Raw genomic sequence first — 18870 nt, 5'->3', positions numbered from 1 at the left:
TTCCGCCGGTTGGGCGCTAAGCGCCCCCGCTTCCGACCATGGTCATCCCTGGAGGCGTGGCGGAACTGTGTAATCTGTTTCGGAGAAAAATGATGAGCGACCAGCTGGTGCTGTCGGCCGAGACGCGTGATCGCGGAGGCAAGGGAGCCTCGCGTGAACTGCGTCGTAATGGCCGCGTCCCCGCCGTTGTCTATGGCGGCAAAGAAGAACCCCTGATGATCCATGTCGAAGAAAAGCTGCTGATGAAGCAGTTGATGACGGGTCACTTCATGAACTCGGTCGTTATGATCGAGGTCGATGGCAAGCAGGTTCGCACCCTGCCGAAGGACGTCGCTTTCCACCCGGTCAAGGATCGTCCGATCCACGCCGACTTCCTGCGCATCAGCAAGGATGCAAAGGTCCATGTCGCGGTTCCGGTGATCTTCGCCAATGAAGAAGCCTCGCCGGGCCTGAAGCGCGGCGGCGTGCTGAACATCGTGCGTCACGAGCTGGAGCTGGTGTGCGACGCGGCCAACATCCCCGACGACATCTCGATCGACGTCACCGGCTTCGACGTCGGCGATTCGATCCACATCAGCCACGTCAAGCTGCCCAAGGGCAGCGAAAGCGCGATCACCGACCGCGATTTCACCATCGCGACGATCGTTGCTCCGTCGGCACTCAAGTCGACCGGCGGCGACACGACCAAGGATGACGGCGAAACCGCCGAAGAAGCCTGAATCTGATCGGGCCGCCTTCGTTCGCGAAGGCGGCCCCTTCCGGACCCCGAGAAGGGCACTGCCATGCAACTCTGGGTCGGCCTCGGCAATCCCGGGCCCCAATATGCGATGCACCGTCACAATGTCGGCTTCATGGCCGCCGACGTCATCGCCGACGTCCATGGCTTTCCTGCCCCGGCCAAGAAATTCCAGGGCTGGATCCAGGACGGGCGCATCGGATCGCAGCGTATCCTGCTGCTGAAACCCGGCACCTTCATGAACGAAAGCGGCCGCAGCGTGCGCGCCGCGCTCGATTTCTATAAATTGACGCCGCAAGACGTCACCGTCTTTTACGACGAGCTCGACCTCGCGCCGATGAAGATCAAGATCAAGCAGGGCGGCGGCGCGGCGGGCCACAACGGTATCCGCAGCATGATCCAGCATATCGGCGACGATTTCCGCCGCGTGCGCATTGGCATCGGCCATCCGGGACACAAGGACCGCGTGACCGGCCATGTGCTGGGCAATTATCACAAGAGCGAGATGGAGCCGCTGGTCGACCTGCTCGGCGCGATCGCGGCCGAAGCACCGTGGCTGGCGGATGGCAACGACGCGCGCTTTGTGAGCGATATCGCGCTGCGATTGCAGAACTGAATCCCCGTGGAGCGGGTGCTGGTCATCGGTCCCTGCGGCGCCGGAAAATCGACGCTGTCAACCGACCTCGCCCGGCGGCTGAGCCTGCCGGTGCATCATCTCGACCGGCTCCATTGGCATCCGGGCTGGGTCGAGGGCGACAAGGACGAGCTGATCGAAGAACTCGCCGCGATCACCGCCGGCGAGCGCTGGCTGATCGACGGCAATTACGGGGGCACGATGGCGCAGCGGCTCAAGCGCGCCGACACCGTGGTCTATCTCGATTTTCCGATCGGGCTCTGCTTCTGGCGCGCACTGAAACGAATCTGGACATGGCGCGGCCGATCGCGCCCCGACATGAGCGAAGGCTGCCCCGAGCGGTTCGACCTCGCATTCCTCGCCTATATCCTACGCTGGAACCAGGGCCCTCGTCCCCGGACCGAAGCGGCACTCGAAGGATTCGCGGGCGAACTGATCCGGCTCAAAAATCCGCAGGCCTTGCAGGATTGGCTGGCGAGGTTGCCCAAGCGTCATTGACGGCAATTTGGCGCGCGCACCGGTTTGATGCATGATGGCGCCCCGAAAGGAGCCTCCTCATGCCCCACTCCGCGTCCCCCAATCGCCGCCAGTTGCTCGCCGGTGCCGCCGCGCTGACCGCCGCAGCGCCTGCCCTGTTGCGTGCCGCCGAACCACTGGCCCCCGATGCGCTGAAGGGCCGCACCGTGCTGATCACCGGCGCGTCGAGCGGGTTCGGGCGGATCGGGGCGCTGCTCTACGCGAAACATGGCGCGAAGGTGATCGCGACGATGCGCAACACCCCGCGACCGGAAGCCGACAGCCTGATCGCGGAGGCGGAGACGGACAGGCTCGACCTGCATGTCGTGGAGATCGACGTCACCGACGATGCATCGGTCGCCAGCGGCACCGCCGAGGCGCTGAAGATCGCGGGCGGACGCATCGATACGCTCATCAACAATGCCGGCATCGGCATCACCGGGCCGGTCGAGGTGCAGGATATGGAGGCGACGCGCCTCATCTTCGAAACCAATGTGCTGGGCATCCAGCGCATGCTGCGCGCGTTGTTGCCGCAGATGCGGGCGGCGAAGGGCGGGCAGATCTTCAACATATCGTCGCAGCTCGGCCGCGTCATCGTGCCCGGCGGCGGCCATTATTCGGCGACCAAATTCGCGGTCGAAGCCTTGTCCGAACAGCTCGCCTATGAGTTGGTGCCGCACGGCATCGAGGTGACGATCATCCAGCCCGGCGGTTATCCGACCAGGGTATGGGTCAACCGCAACATCTATACCGGCGCGCTGAAGGGCCGCAGCGATGGTGACCTGATCGCAGCTTACGAACCCTTCACACGCGGCATGGGGACCGAGGACGGCAGCGGGCGCAGCGCCGACTCCGCCGACGTGCCGCGCGCGATCGCCGAGATCATGGCGATGCCCGCCGGCACCCGCCCGCTGCGCCGCGCGGTGCATCCGGGCAGCAAGCCGCAGGAGGCGATCAACAAGGTCTCGGCCGAGGTCCAGCTAGCGTGGCTGGGCGGTAGCCAGCTTGGGCCGCTGGTCCGCGCGGTGCACGACTGACGGGGCCGGTTGTCACATCGGTGTCATGCAAGTCATGCCGGCCTGACATGTTCAAGCAACAACGCTGACACCTCCCCCTGCCATCGGGAGCCACCTCATCGGAGCGATCCAGCTCCGGGGCTCAACCGAACAACAGGGGTACTGCATGTCACATCTTACCGACGAAGCCCGCGCGCCCTACCGCCGCGCGACCGCCGATCTCGACGGCCCGAACAGCCTGGAAGCGATCGTCGCCGCCAACCCGTCGCGCCGCTCGCTGCTCGTCAACGGCCTGTTCGGCCTGTCGGTGCTGCCGGCGCTCGCGGCGTGCAACACCGATGGCGACCCGGTGGTGACGGTGCCGCCGACGCCCACCCCGACCCCCACGCCGACCCCCACGCCGCCGAGCTTCGCGGTCAATTTCACCTCGGTCGCCGCGAACCGCAACGACACGGTCACCGTGCCGGCGGGCTACACCGTCGACGTACTGCTGAAGGCGGGCGATTCGGTCGAGACCGGCACCCCCTATTCGGGCAGCTTCCCCGCCAGCCCCGCGGTCGCCGAGAAATGGGCCGGCGGCAACCATGACGGCATGGAATATTTCGCCTTTCCGGGCGTCGATGCGAACAACCGCGGCCTGCTGGCGCTGAACTTCGAATATCCCGATTTCAACATCCTGATGGCGGGCAACTACGACCCGGCGACCGCGAGCGCGGACCAGAAAGCGATCGCGCTGTCGGCGGTCGGCATCGGCGTCGTCGAGATTTCGAAGGGCAGCGACGGCAAATGGTCGGTGCAGGCGGGATCGACCTATAACCGCCGCTACACCGGCAACAGCGCCTATCGCGCCGGTGGCCCCGCCGCGGGCCTGCTGTCGGGCAGCATCAAGGGCATGCTCAACAATTGCGCCAGCGGCCGCACCCCGTGGGACACGTACCTCACCTGCGAGGAAACCACCGACAATTATCTCGACCCGACCAAGCCCGCCAACGACTATGGCTGGGTGGTCGAGATCGATCCGCTGCGCGAACTGGCGGCGCCGACCAAGCGCACCGCGATGGGCCGCTTCAGCCACGAGAACGTCGCCTTCATGGCGAATACTGATCGCCGCGTAGCCTTCTATATGGGCGACGATTCGACCCCCGGGTGCATATACAAATTCATCCCCGACCGGGCCTATAGCGCCACCAACCGCGCCGCGAACACCGACCTGCTCGATTACGGCACGCTCTATGTCGCGCGCTTCAACGGTGACGGCACGGGTGAATGGCGCGCGCTGGTCGTAGGCCAGAACGGCCTGACCGCGGGCGCATCGGACCCCGGCAATGTCAGCCAGAGCACGACGCCGCCGGCGCCGACGATCGTCAACTTCAACAACCAGGCCGACGTGCTGATCAACTGCCAATCGGCGGCGCGCGTCGCCGGCGGCACCGTGATGGATCGTCCGGAGTGGATCACGGTCGCCCCCGACAATAAGGCGGTGTTCGTCACGCTGACCAACAACAGCAGCCGCCGCGTCACCGACCCCGCCAACCCGCGCGTTACCAACCGCCACGGCCATATCCTGAAGTTCCGCGAGGAAGGCGATTCGCCGCTGGCGACCAAGTTCAGCTGGGAAATCTTCCTGCTGGCGGGCGACCCGGCCTGGGCGTCGGGCGGGTCTAACCTGACGGGCAATATCAACGGCGACACCTTCTCCAGCCCCGACGGGATCCGCATCGACCCCCAAGGCCGCCTGTGGGTGCAGACCGACCATAGCGTCCCCGGCACCTCCGGCGCCTCGGGCGTCAGCATCGAGGACACGGTCGGACAGAACGCGATGTTCTACCTCGACCAGGCGACGAAGCAGTCGAAACGCTTCCTCGTCGGCCCGGTCGGGTGCGAGATCACCGGTCTCGCCTATACACCCGACCTTCGTACCTTCTTCGTCAACATCCAGCATCCGACGGGCAACTGGCCGGTTTCGGGCCAGCAGCCGCGCTCGTCGACGATCGTGGTGCGCCGGACCGACAACCAGCCGGTCGGCAACTGAGCCGCGCCATCCGGTAACGACGGGGCCAGCCTCTCGGCGAGAGGCTGGCCCCTCTATTTTTCGGCCTTCGCCGGCCGCTGCACCACCGGCAGGCCGTCGGCGGTGCGCGCCATCAGGATCACGCACATCGTGCGATGAACCTTGTGCGTGCCGCACGCCACCCCGGCATAGCGATGGCTCTCACGCAGCAAGCTGAGTCGATGGCCCCGGTCGGGCACGCCGTCGTCGATCAGCAGCTGCTGGACGACCGAGGCCGGACTGTGATGGCCATAGGTAATCACCTCGTTGACATAGGGTCCGCCGCCGCGCGCCCTGACGCGCTCACCCGGACCGCGCCCGTTCGTCTCATGGCCGACTGCGCCCGAGCGTGACTGCATCGCGACATGGTCGGCGGCGGCACGCGCGAGAAGCGGGCTGTACCGGAGACGGGAGAGCGGCCTGGCGGGACGCAGGTCGCGGATCGCCTCGTCGACCGCCGCCACACCCTCGCTGGTCATGATATCGATCTCGCTGCCGCCCTCGCCGACGAGCAGCTTGCCCTCGAAACGCGGGCGATAGCCGCGCAGCACCGCCGCATAGCCCGAAGGATCGCCCCGAAAGCGGTTGAGTTCGGCGAGCACGCCGGTTTCGAAACGGCTCGTCGCCGCGCCGACCCCGGCCACACTCGTCGTCGCGATCACCGCAACCGCCGCCCATCGGATCGCTATTCTCATCATCGGCGCGATAAGGGCCCAAGACTGAACCTGCCGCAACCGCTTTCGCATCGGCGGCAAAGGCTGGTGTCGGCGGCCACTTGGCGCTAGGGGCGCGAACAACGCCGGCTCCCGCCGGAGGCATGGAGTTTTTATGGGTTTCAAATGCGGCATCGTCGGACTGCCCAACGTCGGCAAGTCCACCCTGTTCAACGCGCTGACCGAAACGGCAGCGGCGCAGGCGGCCAATTACCCCTTCTGCACGATCGAGCCGAACATCGGCAACGTCGCGGTGCCCGACGCGCGGCTCGAAAAGCTCGCCGCCATCGCGGGCAGCAAGAAGATCATCGCGACCCAACTCGCCTTCGTCGACATCGCGGGCCTGGTGCGCGGCGCGTCGAAGGGCGAAGGCCTCGGCAACCAGTTCCTCGGCAACATCCGCGAAGTCGATGCGATCGTCCATGTCCTGCGCTGTTTCGAGGATGATGACATCCAGCATGTCGAAAACCGCGTCGATCCGGTCGCCGATGCCGAGACGGTCGAAACCGAGCTGTTGCTCTCCGACCTCGAAAGCCTCGAAAAGCGCGTCCCCGCCTTTGCCAAGAAGGCTGCGCAGGGCGACAAGGAATCGAAGATCGCGGCCTCGGTGCTGGGCCAGACGCTCGAACTGCTGCGCGAAGGCAAGCCGGCACGGTTGACCGAGCCGAAGGACGAGGAGGAAGCCCGCGTGCTGCGCACCGCGCAGCTGCTGACCAGCAAGCCCGTCCTCTACGTCTGCAACGTCGACGAAGGCAGCGCCGCCAACGGCAACGCCTTCTCCGAGAAAGTCTTCGCCAAGGCCGCCGCCGAGGGCGCGCAGGCCGTCGTCGTCTCCGCCGCGATCGAAAGCGAACTGGTGACGATGGAGATGGCCGACCGGATGGAATTCCTCGAGGAAATGGGGCTGCACGAAACCGGCCTCGCGCGGGTCATCCGCGCCGGATACGAGCTGCTCCACTTGTTGACCTTCTTCACCGTCGGTCCGCAGGAAGCGCGGGCCTGGACCGTCCACACCGGCGCCACCGCGCCCGAGGCGGCGGGCGAAATCCACAGCGATTTCCAGAAGGGCTTCATCCGCGCCGAGACCATCGCTTACGACGACTATGTCGCGCTGGGCGGTGAAGCCAAGGCGCGCGAAGCCGGCAAGCTGCGCGCCGAAGGCAAGGCCTATGTCGTCCATGACGGCGACGTGATGCACTTCCTGCATAGTTGATCCTCCCTTCCCGCAAGCGGGAATGGAGTCAGGCTGGCTCGAACGCCGCCAGGATCGGGCATGGTCCCTTGTCGCTCGCCGCGCATTGGTCGGCGAGGCGTGAAAGCGCGGCGCGGGTTTCGGTCATCTGTGCGATCTTGGCGTCGAGGGCCTCGATCCGCTGACGTGCGAGGTGGCGCACCTGCACGCGATCGTCGCCCACCTCAAGTTCGAGTAATTCACCGATCTCGTCGAGCGTGAAGCCCGCGCCCTGCGCCGCGCGGATGAATTTCAGGCGCCTCAGATCATCCGCATCATAGCGTCGGATTCCTCCGCCCCAGCCGTCGCCGCCGGTGCGCGCGGGCGTCGCGAGCAGGCCGCGCCGCTGATAATAGCGGATCGTTTCGACCCCGACGCCGCCTGCGGCGGCCAATTTCCCGATGGTGATCTGCATCGCTTGACTCCGTACCATGGTACGGATGCGATATGGGGGGCATGACAAGACAAGCAACCCTCTATCGCATGGTCATGCCCGGCCACACCTGCCCCTATGGCCTGAAGGCCAAATATCTGCTCGAACGGAAAGGCTTCACGGTCGACGACCGTTGGCTGACGACGCGCGAGGCGGTCGATGCCTTCAAGGCCGAACACGGCGTCAAGACGACGCCGCAGACCTTCATCGACGGCGAGCGGATCGGCGGCCATGACGATCTGCGCCGCCATTTCGGCCTGCGCGTGCGCGATCCCGACGCGGTCAGTTACCGCCCGGTGATCGCGCTGTTCGCGATGACAGCGCTGATGGCGGTGGCCGCCAGCCATGCGGCGTTCGGCACGGCGCTGACGATGCAGGCGGCGGAATGGTTCGTCTCGTTCAGCATGGTCGTGCTTGCCCTACTCAAACTGCAGGACGTCGACAGTTTTTCGACGATGTTCCTGAACTATGACCTGCTCGCAAAGCGATGGGTGCCTTATGGCAAAGTCTATCCCTTCGCCGAGGGGCTGGCGGGCGTGCTGATGACCGCGCACGCCCTGCCCTGGCTGTCGATCCCCGTCGCGCTGTTCATCGGCACCATCGGCGCGGTGTCGGTGTTCAAGGCGGTCTATATCGACAAGCGCGAGCTCAAATGCGCGTGCGTCGGAGGCAGCAGCAAGGTGCCGCTGGGCTTTGTTTCGCTGACCGAAAATCTGGCGATGATCGGCATGGCGGTCTGGATGCTGGCGATGCTCGCCTGATCGCCTAGCCGTCCACCGCAACCCTTCCGTCACGATCCCTGGCCATTGGGATTTCCGCATCGGCTGGGCTATGCCCGGCGCAACGCCGAATCATCAGACAATGGGAACTGCCATGTATAATCGCCGCTCTTTTCTCGCCGGAGCGACGCTCGCTGGACTCGCCGCACCGGCGATCGTGCGCGCGCAGGGACTGTTCCGCGATTTTCCCTTCAAGCTGGGGGTCGCGGCGGGCGATCCGGCGAGCGACGGCTTCGTCATCTGGACGCGGCTCGCCCCCGAACCGATGGAGCGCCACGGCGGCATGCCGCTGACCAACATCCCGGTCGACTGGGAAGTGTCGCCCGACAGCGGGTTTCGCGAAATCGTCGCCAAGGGCACCGACCTCGCGCGCCCCGAACTGGCGCACAGCGTCCATGTCGAGGTCGCGGGATTGCAGCCCGACCGGCCCTATTTTTACCGCTTTACCGCGGGCGGCGAACGCAGCCTGCGCGGGCGCGCACGTACCCTGCCCGCCCCCGGCGCCAGGGCCGAGGCGCTGAAATTCGGCGTCGCGGGCTGCCAGCATTTCGAGGCGGGCTTCTTCGGCGCCTACCGCCACCTCGCGCGTGAGGACCTCGCCTTCGTCTATCATTATGGCGACTTCATCTACGAATATAGCGAGGAATATCTGTTCAACACCGGGCTGCCGACGCGCCCGGTGCGCAAGCATGCGTTTCGCGCGCTGGTCGACCTCGAAGATTTCCGCACCGCCTACAGCCAGCAACTCGGCGACATCGATTTACAGGCGGCGCGGTCGGTCCATGCCTTTCTGTCGAGCTTCGACGATCACGAGATCCGCAACGACTGGGTGTCGGACATCGACAATTGGAAGATGGGGCTGCCCGGCAACGACCCCGATGCCGCGCCGCCCGAAGTCTTCATGCTGAAGAAACAGGCGGCGATGCAGGCGTGGTACGAACATATGCCGGTGCGCAGGGCGTTGCTGCCGCGCGGCGGCATGGTCGCGATGAACCGCGAGTTCCGTTATGGCGACCTGATGGCGATGCAGCTGCTCGACACGCGGCAATATCGCAGCGACCAGCCGTGCGGCGACGGGTTCAAGCCCGCCTGCCCCGAAGTGAACGGCAAGGACGCGCAAGTGCTCGGCAAAGCGCAGGAAGAATGGCTCGGGCGCAACCTGGCGAAGGGCGGCGCGACGTGGAACGCGCTGGCACAGCAGATCACGATGATGTCGCTCGACCGGCGCCGCAAACCCGACGAGCCGGCGAAAATCCTCAACCTCGACAGCTGGGCGGGATATGAGCAGCCACGCGAGCGGGTGTTGTCCCGCATGGCGGGGCTGAAGAACTGCGTCGTGCTGACCGGCGACGAGCATCAGAATTTCTGCGGCGACCTGGTGCTCAAGGACAAGGTCGTCGGCGGCGAGTTCGTCGGCACATCGATCACCAGCGGCGGCGACGGCAGCGACAAGCGCCAGGGCACCGACGAATGGCTGGCGCTCAACCCCGAGTTGAAATTCGCCAATGACCAGCGCGGTTATATGGTCTGCGACGTCAATCGCGAGGCGTGGCAGACGCATTTCATGGTGGTCGACAAGGTGACGACGCCGGTCAACACGCTGTCGAAGCGTGCGACCGGCGTGGTCGAAAACGGCGTCGCCGGGATCAAGATGAGCTGAGACGCCTCAGGCGTCGCAGCTCCAGTCACCGTCGAAGCTGGTCGGCTTACCGAACGGGCGGCTCGCCGCAAGCTTGGCCTTCGTGCCGCCTTCCGACGGTTCGACGGTCAGGCTGAGACCCGGGCCCGAAAGGTCCATGCCCTTCTTCAACTCGTCGAAGCCGCCCGGGCCCGCGATACGCTGAACGCGGCTGCCGACCTTGACCGCACCCTGTGCGGTCGCGTTCGCGTCAACGTCGGTCTTGACGACGAGCGCGGGCGCATCCTGCCCGTCGATCGTGAAACGGCACGCGCGCTCGCCCTGCAGCGCGAGCAATTCGCCCTTGCCGATCGCGGCCAGTTCGATCGGCTTTTCGCTGCCGGTGTCGGGCACATCGGCCTTTTCCGCAACCGGAGCCGGCGCGGCCGCCTTTTCCGCTTGGGGTTCGCCCGAACAGGCCGCGAGGAGGAGGGCAACGCCGAGCGGCGCAGCAATCGTCAATTTCATTGATGGATACTCCATGGAGGGGAGCTCGCCCCCTAGCCCCGATTTCGTCCCAAAGCCGAGCAAAAAATTCTATTTCCGCCCGAAAAGCCTTTCAACATCGTCCATCGCGAGCTTCACCCAGGTCGGGCGACCATGATTGCACTGGCCCGAATGCGGGGTGATTTCCATCTGGCGGAGCAGCGCATTCATCTCGGCGACACCCAGCGTGCGGCCGGCGCGAACCGAGCCGTGGCAGGCCATCGTGGCAGCGACGAGTTCGAGCTTTTCGTTGAGTCCCAGCGCGGCGTCATAACCCGCGAGATCGTCGGCGATGTCGGTGACGAGCTTGATGCAATCTATATTGCCGAGCATCGCGGGAGTCGCGCGGACCATCACCGCGGCGGGGCCGAAGCGTTCGAGTTCGACGCCGAGCGCCGCAAGTTCGCCCGCCGCCGCCTCGAGCCGGTCGCAGGCGGGCTCGTCGAGTTCGACCACCTCGGGGAGGAGCAGCCCTTGCGAGGGCACCGCGCGGCCCGTCATGCCGCCGCGCAGTTGTTCGAGCACCAGCCGTTCGTGCGCGGCATGCTGGTCGACGATGACGAGCCCGTCCTCGGCCTCGGCGACGATATAGGTTTTGGCGATCTGACCGCGCGCGATGCCGAGCGGATGGGCTTCGGCTTCGGGCACGGGGGCGGCGGCAACCTCGGCGCGGCCGGCGAGCGGCGCGGGCGCCGAAGCGAAGGGCACAAGCCGGTCATAAACGCGCGCGACATCGGCGGCGGGCGGCGCGATGTCGGCGCCGAACAGGTGCACCGCGGGTTCGGTGCGCGTCGCGGCGCCGAAAAGGAAGCCGGTCGTCGGCGCCGGTGCCACCGGCTCCTGCTTCCAGGCGGCGAGCGCCGCCTCTGCCGGGCGCTGGACGCTGCGAAAGCCATGCTCGTCGAGCGCGCGGCGCAGGCCGCCGACGATCATGCCGCGCACCAGTTGCGGGTCGCGAAAGCGCACCTCGGTCTTGGCGGGGTGGACGTTCACGTCGACCTCGCTGGTCGGGACGTCGAGGAACAGCGCGACGACGGGATGGCGATCCCGCGCGAGCAGGTCGGCATAGGCGCCGCGCAGCGCCCCGACGAGCAGCCGGTCCTTCACCGGTCGGCCGTTGACGAAGAGATATTGGTGGTCGGAAATACCGCGATTGTAGGTCGGCAGGCTGATCACCCCGCCCAGATGCACGTCGCCGCGGTCGAGATCGACCCCGATGCTGTTGCCGGCCAGGTCACGGCTGGTCAGCGCCGCAACGCGCGCCAGCCGGTCCTGTCCAGCCTGCACGTCGAGTACCCGGCGTCCGTCATGCTCCAGTGTGAAACCGACCTCCGGATTGGCCATGGCGAGGCGCTTCACCACGTCGAGGCACGCGGCATATTCGCTGCGCCCGCTGCGCAGGAATTTGCGGCGCGCGGGGACGCGCGCGAACAGGTCCTCGACCAGCACGCGGGTGCCCTTGGCCAGCGCCGCGGGCCCTTCGGCCACCACCGCACCATTGTCGACGACCCGCCGCCAGCCGTCGGCGCCCGGCATCCGGCTTTCGAGCGTCAGCCGCGCGACGCTGGCGATCGACGGCAGCGCCTCGCCGCGAAACCCGAGCGTCGTCACCGCCTCGATCGCGTCGTCGGGGAGCTTCGACGTCGCATGGCGTTCGAGCGCCAGCGCCATGTCGGCGGGGGTCATGCCCGACCCGTCGTCCTCGACCTCGATTCGCGCGATTCCGCCATCGGCGATTCGCACCGAAATTCGGCGCGAACCCGCATCGATGGCGTTTTCAACCAGTTCTTTTAGCGCCGCAGCCGGTCTTTCGACCACTTCACCGGCTGCGATCCGATTTACGAGGGTTTCGGGCAGGCGGCGTATTGACATAGTCCCTCTCCTAGCGCAGTCGGGCGCAAATCGCGACCCACCCGCACAGCCTTATCTTCCCGTCCAGCCAGCCCCACCGGGGACGGCCGGAATCTCCCTCAGATTTGGTCCTGTTGACGGACGGGAAAGCGCGCTGAATATTGGCGACGGGGCGGTCCGTCCGCATGAAGACAGGAATGACGATCGATGTCCTTTTTTTCGCGTTGGTTTAAGTTCAATTCCCAAGACATGGCGATCGACCTCGGCACTGCCAATACGGTGGTTTACGTCCGCGGCAAGGGCATCGTGCTCAACGAACCCTCGGTCGTCGCGGTCGAGACGATCAACGGGGTCAAGCGCGTCAAGGCGGTCGGCGACGACGCCAAGCTGATGATGGGCAAGACCCCCGACAGCATCGAGGCGATCCGCCCGTTGCGCGACGGCGTCATCGCCGACATCGACGTCGCCGAACAGATGATCAAGCACTTCATCACCAAGGTGCATGGCGGCAAGCCCAATGCGTTCCGCAGCCCCGAAATCGTGATCTGCGTCCCCTCGGGCTCGACCAGCGTCGAACGCCGCGCGATCCGCGATGCCGCATCGAACGCCGGCGCGAGCGAAGTGTGGCTGATCGAAGAACCGATGGCCGCCGCGATCGGTGCCGACATGCCGGTGACCGAACCGATCGGTTCGATGGTCGTCGACATCGGCGGCGGCACCACCGAAGTCGCGGTGCTTTCGCTCCGCGGTCTCGCTTACACCACCTCGGTCCGCGCCGGCGGCGACAAGATGGACGAATCGATCGTCTCCTATGTCCGCCGCCACCATAATCTGCTCATCGGCGAAGCGACCGCCGAGCGGATCAAGAAGGATTTCGGCATCGCGCGGATTCCCGCGGATGGCGTCGGTCTGACCATCCACATCAAGGGCCGCGACCTCGTCAACGGGGTGCCCAAGGAAATCTCGATCAACCAGGCGCAGATCGCCGAAGCGCTGTCCGAACCGATCGGCACGATCGTCGAGGGCGTGCGCATCGCGCTCGAAAACACCGCGCCCGAACTCGCTGCCGACATCGTCGACCAAGGCATTGTCCTGACCGGCGGCGGCGCGCTGATCGCCGAGCTCGACGAACTGCTCAAGGACGCGACCGGCCTGCCGGTGACGGTGGCCGAGGATCCGCTGACCTGCGTCGCGATCGGCACCGGCCGCGCGATGGAAGACCCCGCCTTCCGCGGCGTGCTCCAGCAAGCCTGATAGGGTAAAGCTGCATCATGGTCCGCCCGGCACATCGACGTCCGGGGCAATCCCGCAAGGCCCAGACGAGCCTGTTCGTCGCCTATGTCATCGCGGTGACCGGGGCGGTGGCGGGCCTGTTGCTGGCAATCCTGTCGGTTGCCGATCCCGTGGGTTTCGCGGCGCTGCGCGTCGCGAGCCATGAGGTGACGGCGCCGGTCGCGCGCGGCAGCCGCTCTATCATCGGTTCGATCTCGGGCATCGATGACTGGGTGTCGGCCTATGTCGGCGCGGGGTCGCAGAACCGCCGCTTGCGCAAGGAACTCGCCGATACGCGGCGCCAGCTGGTCGCGACGAGCGCGCTACAGGAAGAAAATCGCCAGCTCAAGGCACTGCTCAAGCTGCAGGAAACCGACAAGGCCGCCTTTGCCAACGGCTATCTGCTCACCTCGACCTCGACAAGCAGCAAGCGCATCGCGCTGCTCAGCATCGGGCGCAACCTCGGCGTCGCGTCGGGGCAGCCGGTTCGCGGGGCCGATGGGCTGATCGGGCGGGTGCTGTCGAGCGGCCCCTCGGTTTCGCAGGTGCTGCTGCTCACCGACATCGACAATGTCGTGCCGATTCGTCGCGCTCGCGACGGGCTCCCCGCGCTCGCCAACGGCCGGGGCAACGGCGACCTCGATATCCGCACCCTCAACATCGCGAACAATCCGTTCAAACCCGGCGATATCCTCGTCACCTCGGGCACCGGAGGGTTGTATCCGCCTAATATTCCCGTCGCGATCGTCGTCCGGCGTACCGCTGACGGCGCTCTCGCTCGCCCGCTCGCAGACCCGGCCCAGGTCGACGCCGTATCCGTGCTGCGCGCCTACACCCCCGACAATATCGAGGCGCAGGCGACCCCCGCCCCGGCGCCCGCGCCATGAACCGCACCGACACGCGCCGGCTGGGCGAGCCCGCCTCGCTGTGGCGGATGCGGATGGTGCCCGTGGCCAGCGTCATGATCGCCTCCGCGCTGCCGTTGATGCTGCCGATGGTCGCCAGTTCGCCGGTGCTGCCGCCGCTCGGGCTGCTGTTCTTCCTGTGCTGGCAATTGCTGCGCATCGAAATGTGGCCGGTGTGGATCGGCCTGCCGCTGGGCCTGTGGGACGATCTGTTCAGCGGCGCACCGATCGGCTCGGCGATCGCGCTGTGGACCTTTGCCAGCATCGCGATCCAGTATTTTTCGCAGCGTATCTATTGGCGCGGCTTCTTTCACGACTGGGCGATCGCCGCGCTGCTCGTCGCGATCATTCAGTCGCTCGCGGCGCTGATCGCGCATCCCGATGCGCACACCGGCAAGGTTCTCGGCCTTGTGGCCCCGCAGATCATCGTGTCGGCGCTGCTCGTCCCGCTGTTCATGCGGCTGACCGGCATGTTTGACAATTTCCGCCTGAAACGCCGATAGTTCCCACCCATGCCCCGGAAAAAAAGTCCGCCGATCACCGAAGCCTGGAGGGGCATGACCTTCACGCGCCGCGCGTTGCTCGTCGGCGGCGGACAGATGGTCATCGGTGCCGCGCTCGCGACGCGCATGGCCTATATATCGGTTGTCGAAAACGACCGCTATGTGCTTGAATCCGAAAGCAACCGTGTCAATCTTACGCTAACCCCGCCGCGCCGCGGCTGGATCGTCGACCGGCATGGCAAGGCGCTCGCCGACAACCGCGTGTCCTTGCGCATCGACCTCATCCCCGACCGGCTGCACAACAAGGATATGGTGCTCGGCCAGCTTCGCACCCTGCTGCGGCTCGACGGCGATGCGATGGACCGGATCAACCGCGACCTCAAGGCGGCCTCGGGATTCCAGCCGGTGGCGGTCGCCGAGGATCTGTCCGAGGGGGATTATGCATCGATCCTCGTCCGCCTGCCCGAACTGTCCGGCGTCGCGCCGCAGCGCGGCTTTGCGCGCAACTATCCCACCGGCGCCGCAGTCGGCCATCTGATCGGCTATGTCGGCGCCCCGAATGCCGAGGAATATCAAAAGGACAAGGACCCGCTCTACATCACGCCGGGGTACAAGATCGGTAAGGACGGGCTCGAGAAATATTTCCAGCCGATGCTGAAGGGCACCCCGGGCGCGAAGCGCGTCGAGGTCACCGCGCGCGGCAAGGTCGTGCGCGACCTGACGACCACGTCGGACATCCAGGGCAAGACCGTCCACCTGACGATCGACGCCGACCTGCAGGAATATGTCGCGCGGCGGATGGGGCGCGAGTCGGGCGCTGCGATCGTTATCGACTGCCAAAACGGCGATATCCTCTCCTTCGTCTCGATGCCGAGCTTCGATCCGAACAGCTTTTCGGACGGGATCAGCAACAGCGAATATGCCTGGCTGCGTGCCGACGATCATCAGCCGTTGATCAACAAGGCGACGCGCGGCCTGTATCCGCCCGGGTCGACGCTGAAGCCGATGGCGGCGATCGCCGCGATCGAACATGGCGTCCACCCGAGCGAGCGTCACACCTGCATCGGCGGCTACCGCCTCGGCAACCGCTTCTTCCGCTGCCTCGGCACCCATGGCAGTCTCGACATGCCGTCGGCGATCATGAAAAGCTGCAACAGCTATTTCTACTGGCTCGCCGACCGGCTGGGCTATGACGCGATCGCGCCGACCGCGCGGCTGATGGGCCTCGGCGAGGAATTCCAGCTCGCGGGCAGCAGCCAGCGCTATGGCACGATCCCCGACAGCGCGTGGAAAATGAAGAAATACGACCAAAAGTGGTCGGCCTCGGACTCGCTGAACTCGGTTATCGGACAGGGCTATGTCAGCGTGAACCCGCTCCAGCTCGCCGTCATGGCATCGCGGATCGCGTCGGGGCGCCGGCTCTATCCGCGCCTGATCAACCGCGAATTCAAGAACGAGCCCCTGCCCTTTTCCCCCGAAGCGCTCGCCGTCGCCCGCCACGGCATGGACCTTGTCGTCAATGGCGCCGGAACCGCGGTGCGCAGCCGCCTGCCGCTCGACGGCATCACCATGGCCGGCAAGACCGGCACCGCGCAGGTGCGCGGACTGGGCACGGGGAACGGCAAAAGCGGGACATGGAAATTTCGCGACCACGGCCTGTTCATCGGCTTCGCGCCGGTCGTCAATCCACGTTACGCGACCGCCGTCGTGATCGAACATGGCATGGGCGGCGCGCGCGCCGCAGCGCCGATAGCGAAGGATTTCATGACCTTCCTGTTCGATCGCGAAAAGGCGATGGAGGCGCTCGACACCTTCGAGGCCGGCTGGGGCGGCACGATCAAGGAGCGGATGGACCGCGACTATGCGGCATGGAAATCGGGCGCATCGAGCGACCCCGAGCCCGGAGTTCCGCAATGATCCCGGTCCCGCCAGCCATACAGCGGATTCCGTGGAAGCTGATCGCGATACTGGCCGGCATCACCGGTTTCGGCCTGCTCGTCCTCTATTCGGCGGCGGGCGGCAACTGGTCGCCCTGGGCGTTGCAGCAGGGGGTGCGTTTTGTCGTCTTCCTGAGCGTCGCGCTCATCATCGGGCGCTTTCCGATCCGGATCTTCGAGGATTTCGCCTATATCGGCTATATCGGCGTGCTGGTGCTTCTGGTCGCGGTGGAATTGCTCGGCTTCGTCGGCGGGGGCAGCCAGCGCTGGCTCAACCTCGGATTCATGAACCTGCAGCCCTCGGAACTGATGAAGGTTGCGATCGTGCTGGCGCTCGCGCGTTTTTATGCCCAGCTGCCGCCGGGCAACACGCGCACCTGGACCGCGCTGTGGCCGGCGCTCGTCCTGATCGGCCTGCCGGCGGCGCTCGTGATGCTCCAGCCCGACCTCGGCACCGCGCTCGCCATCTGCGCCGGCGGCGTCATCGTGATGTTCGTCGGCGGCCTGCCCTTCTGGTGGTTCGGCAGCGCCGCCGCCGCGGGCGCCGCCGCCCTGCCCGTGCTCTTCTCGATGCTCCACGACTATCAGCAGAAACGCGTGCTGATCTTCCTCGATCCCGAAAGCGACCCGCTCGGCGCCGGCTATCATATCAGCCAGTCGAAGATCGCGATCGGGTCGGGCGGCATCGGCGGCAAGGGCTTCCTCAACGGCTCGCAAAGTCACCTCGACTATCTGCCCGAGGGGCATACCGATTTCATCTTCGCGACGATGGCCGAGGAATGGGGGCTGATCGGCGGGCTCGCGCTGCTCCTCGGCTTCTTCCTGCTGCTGCGCTGGTCGACCCGCGTCGCGCTCAAGGCGCGGACGCGCTTCGGGCAGCTGACCGCGACGGGCCTCACGATGACGATCTTCTTCTATATCGCGATCAACCTGGCGATGGTGATGGGGCTAGCGCCCGTCGTCGGCATTCCGCTGCCGCTCTTTTCCTATGGCGGCTCGTCGATGCTGACGATCATGACCTGCGTCGGCATCGTCCTGGCGATCGAGAATGACAGCAAAAAGCAGAGCAGCCGCCTCAGCTGACGAAAATTGTCGAGAAAAATGCGCAGGAGGCATTGCCATCCCCGCAAGGCCATGATAGCGGGCCGCTCGCTTCGCAGCAAAGGGTCCTTCCCAACGCTCCAAAGCGCGCCGGAATACGGTAGTGGACGCATAGCTCAGTTGGTAGAGCAGCTGACTCTTAATCAGCGGGTCCTAGGTTCGAGCCCTAGTGCGTCCACCATTTTCTCAATGACTTAACGGCCCCTTCCTCCCTTCATTCCGACAATGTCATTTGCGCATTCCGACAAGTCAGCGGGCGCGCTTCCTGAGCAGAAGATTGCGGACAATTCGGTTGGAATGATCGCTCTCGACGGGCAAGCCCTCTCGAACGCCGACATGTTACGCCGATCAATAGATTTCGTGCCAATTCTCGATTTCGGACGAGCGGTTCGCGAGGCCGAAGCAGATAAGCCCGGGGCGACTGGCCGATGCCGAACCTTTTTCCAGCCGGTATTCGAGGCGTCGGCAGCGGAAACCCTCGACCTGCTCCTCGCGCGTGACGGTCAGCATGCCCTTCGCGGCCCGCCCCTGCCAGCGGTGGACATGGCCGACCGGCCAGCTGCCGGCGCGTTTGGCGCGTTCGCCATATTGGCCGCTGAACTAGTCGTAGGGAAATTTGGGACGGCCATCGAAGTCGATCCCGCCCTCGCAATCGTTGCAGCTGACCTCGCCGAACTTGTTGTAGCCGGCCTTTTGCGCCTCGATCTCGGGCGGCACGCGCAGGCCGTCGATATAGGCCGCCCCGACGGACGTCGCGCGAGCGGGTTCCGGTGCGGGCGCGGGGTCGTTCGAACCCGTTTCGCTGCCCTCCTCTGCCCCGTCGGGGGACGGCTCGCTTCCACCGCCGCCGTGCAGCCCGCTCGCGATCGTGTCGCGCACGACGCTTTGGACCTCTTCCTCGGCCTGTTGCGCGGTGCGATCGACAAGGCGCTTGAGCAAGCTCTGGGCCTGCGCCGCGTGGGCGATGCCGAACAGCGTGGCGGCCGCCACGATCGTGCGAAAAACCTGTCGCATGAGGGTCTCCTGATT

General features: G+C 65.8%; 19 protein-coding genes and 1 tRNA gene. 14 read left to right on the top strand and 6 right to left on the bottom strand.

The window, feature by feature from the left end; translation table 11 throughout:
• Positions 1–92 precede the first annotated feature (92 nt).
• The 5 genes from AC3WS4_RS11055 (at position 93) to AC3WS4_RS11035 (ending at position 4934) form a co-directional block, all read left to right on the top strand.
• The gene (locus AC3WS4_RS11055; protein WP_187140759.1) at positions 93–719 is read left to right on the top strand and encodes a 50S ribosomal protein L25/general stress protein Ctc; all 627 of its coding nucleotides are present in this window, start codon (positions 93–95) and stop codon (positions 717–719) included.
• Between the two features lie 63 nt (positions 720–782).
• Positions 783–1352, top strand: coding sequence for an aminoacyl-tRNA hydrolase (gene pth / locus AC3WS4_RS11050; RefSeq protein WP_187140760.1), 570 nt, complete (start codon positions 783–785; stop codon positions 1350–1352).
• Between the two features lie 6 nt (positions 1353–1358).
• Positions 1359–1868: a P-loop NTPase family protein gene (locus AC3WS4_RS11045; RefSeq protein ID WP_262408036.1), complete on the top strand. Its 510-nt coding sequence runs from the start codon at positions 1359–1361 to the stop codon at positions 1866–1868.
• 59 nt (positions 1869–1927) lie between these two features.
• Positions 1928–2923: an SDR family oxidoreductase gene (locus AC3WS4_RS11040; RefSeq protein WP_492738775.1), complete on the top strand. Its 996-nt coding sequence runs from the start codon at positions 1928–1930 to the stop codon at positions 2921–2923.
• 145 nt (positions 2924–3068) lie between these two features.
• Positions 3069–4934, top strand: coding sequence for a PhoX family protein (locus tag AC3WS4_RS11035; protein WP_492738777.1), 1866 nt, complete (start codon positions 3069–3071; stop codon positions 4932–4934).
• A 53-nt stretch (positions 4935–4987) separates the two neighbouring features.
• Here AC3WS4_RS11035 and AC3WS4_RS11030 read toward each other — a convergent pair whose 3' ends face one another.
• A complete protein-coding gene (locus AC3WS4_RS11030; RefSeq protein WP_492738779.1) occupies positions 4988–5647 on the bottom strand; it encodes a CAP domain-containing protein in 660 nt (219 codons plus the stop codon).
• Positions 5648–5780: 133 nt separating this feature from the next.
• On the opposite strand from AC3WS4_RS11030, the gene ychF reads away from it, so the two are divergent.
• Entirely contained in the window at positions 5781–6878 is a 1098-nt protein-coding gene (gene ychF, locus AC3WS4_RS11025; RefSeq protein ID WP_492738781.1) for a redox-regulated ATPase YchF, read from the top strand.
• 28 nt (positions 6879–6906) lie between these two features.
• Here ychF and AC3WS4_RS11020 read toward each other — a convergent pair whose 3' ends face one another.
• Entirely contained in the window at positions 6907–7311 is a 405-nt protein-coding gene (locus AC3WS4_RS11020) for a MerR family transcriptional regulator (protein WP_187142208.1), read from the bottom strand.
• 41 nt (positions 7312–7352) lie between these two features.
• Here AC3WS4_RS11020 and AC3WS4_RS11015 point away from each other — a divergent pair, with 41 nt between their 5' ends.
• The gene (locus tag AC3WS4_RS11015) at positions 7353–8090 is read left to right on the top strand and encodes a MauE/DoxX family redox-associated membrane protein (RefSeq protein ID WP_492738783.1); all 738 of its coding nucleotides are present in this window, start codon (positions 7353–7355) and stop codon (positions 8088–8090) included.
• 112 nt (positions 8091–8202) lie between these two features.
• A complete protein-coding gene (locus tag AC3WS4_RS11010; RefSeq protein ID WP_056347991.1) occupies positions 8203–9768 on the top strand; it encodes an alkaline phosphatase D family protein in 1566 nt (521 codons plus the stop codon).
• Positions 9769–9774: 6 nt separating this feature from the next.
• On the opposite strand, the gene AC3WS4_RS11005 is transcribed toward AC3WS4_RS11010, so the two are convergent.
• Both AC3WS4_RS11005 and mutL read right to left on the bottom strand, forming a co-directional pair.
• Positions 9775–10254 (bottom strand): hypothetical protein, encoded by a 480-nt coding sequence (locus tag AC3WS4_RS11005; RefSeq protein WP_056347992.1) that lies wholly within the window; start codon positions 10252–10254, stop codon positions 9775–9777.
• Between the two features lie 69 nt (positions 10255–10323).
• Positions 10324–12144: a DNA mismatch repair endonuclease MutL gene (mutL, locus tag AC3WS4_RS11000; RefSeq protein WP_492738786.1), complete on the bottom strand. Its 1821-nt coding sequence runs from the start codon at positions 12142–12144 to the stop codon at positions 10324–10326.
• Between the two features lie 186 nt (positions 12145–12330).
• Between mutL and AC3WS4_RS10995 the strand changes: the two genes are divergently transcribed.
• The 6 genes from AC3WS4_RS10995 to AC3WS4_RS10970 all read left to right on the top strand — a co-directional run bounded on the left by AC3WS4_RS10995 (position 12331) and on the right by AC3WS4_RS10970 (position 18022).
• Positions 12331–13377, top strand: a complete 1047-nt coding sequence (locus AC3WS4_RS10995) for a rod shape-determining protein (protein ID WP_056347999.1) — start codon at positions 12331–12333, stop codon at positions 13375–13377.
• A gap of 17 nt (positions 13378–13394) precedes the next feature.
• Positions 13395–14282, top strand: a complete 888-nt coding sequence (mreC, locus tag AC3WS4_RS10990; RefSeq protein WP_492738788.1) for a rod shape-determining protein MreC — start codon at positions 13395–13397, stop codon at positions 14280–14282.
• Positions 14279–14803 (top strand): rod shape-determining protein MreD, encoded by a 525-nt coding sequence (locus AC3WS4_RS10985; RefSeq protein WP_187142214.1) that lies wholly within the window; start codon positions 14279–14281, stop codon positions 14801–14803. The genes mreC and AC3WS4_RS10985 overlap by 4 nt, the downstream gene beginning before the upstream one ends.
• Before the next feature lie 9 nt (positions 14804–14812).
• The gene (gene mrdA / locus AC3WS4_RS10980; RefSeq protein WP_492742781.1) at positions 14813–16720 is read left to right on the top strand and encodes a penicillin-binding protein 2; all 1908 of its coding nucleotides are present in this window, start codon (positions 14813–14815) and stop codon (positions 16718–16720) included.
• Positions 16717–17823, top strand: coding sequence for a rod shape-determining protein RodA (gene rodA / locus AC3WS4_RS10975; RefSeq protein ID WP_056348005.1), 1107 nt, complete (start codon positions 16717–16719; stop codon positions 17821–17823). The genes mrdA and rodA overlap by 4 nt, the downstream gene beginning before the upstream one ends.
• Positions 17824–17946: 123 nt before the next feature.
• A tRNA-Lys gene (locus AC3WS4_RS10970) sits at positions 17947–18022 on the top strand.
• Positions 18023–18189: 167 nt separating this feature from the next.
• Here the strand turns inward: AC3WS4_RS10970 and AC3WS4_RS10965 are convergent.
• Positions 18190–18351, bottom strand: coding sequence for a hypothetical protein (locus tag AC3WS4_RS10965; RefSeq protein ID WP_492738793.1), 162 nt, complete (start codon positions 18349–18351; stop codon positions 18190–18192).
• A gap of 90 nt (positions 18352–18441) precedes the next feature.
• A complete protein-coding gene (locus AC3WS4_RS10960) occupies positions 18442–18855 on the bottom strand; it encodes a hypothetical protein (protein ID WP_492738795.1) in 414 nt (137 codons plus the stop codon).
• Positions 18856–18870 lie beyond the last annotated feature (15 nt).

This window comes from Sphingopyxis sp. EU05-FHT14B03 (assembly GCF_058790875.1).
Note: the sequence above shows the minus strand (reverse complement) of the source record. Positions and strands in the feature narration are given on the sequence as shown.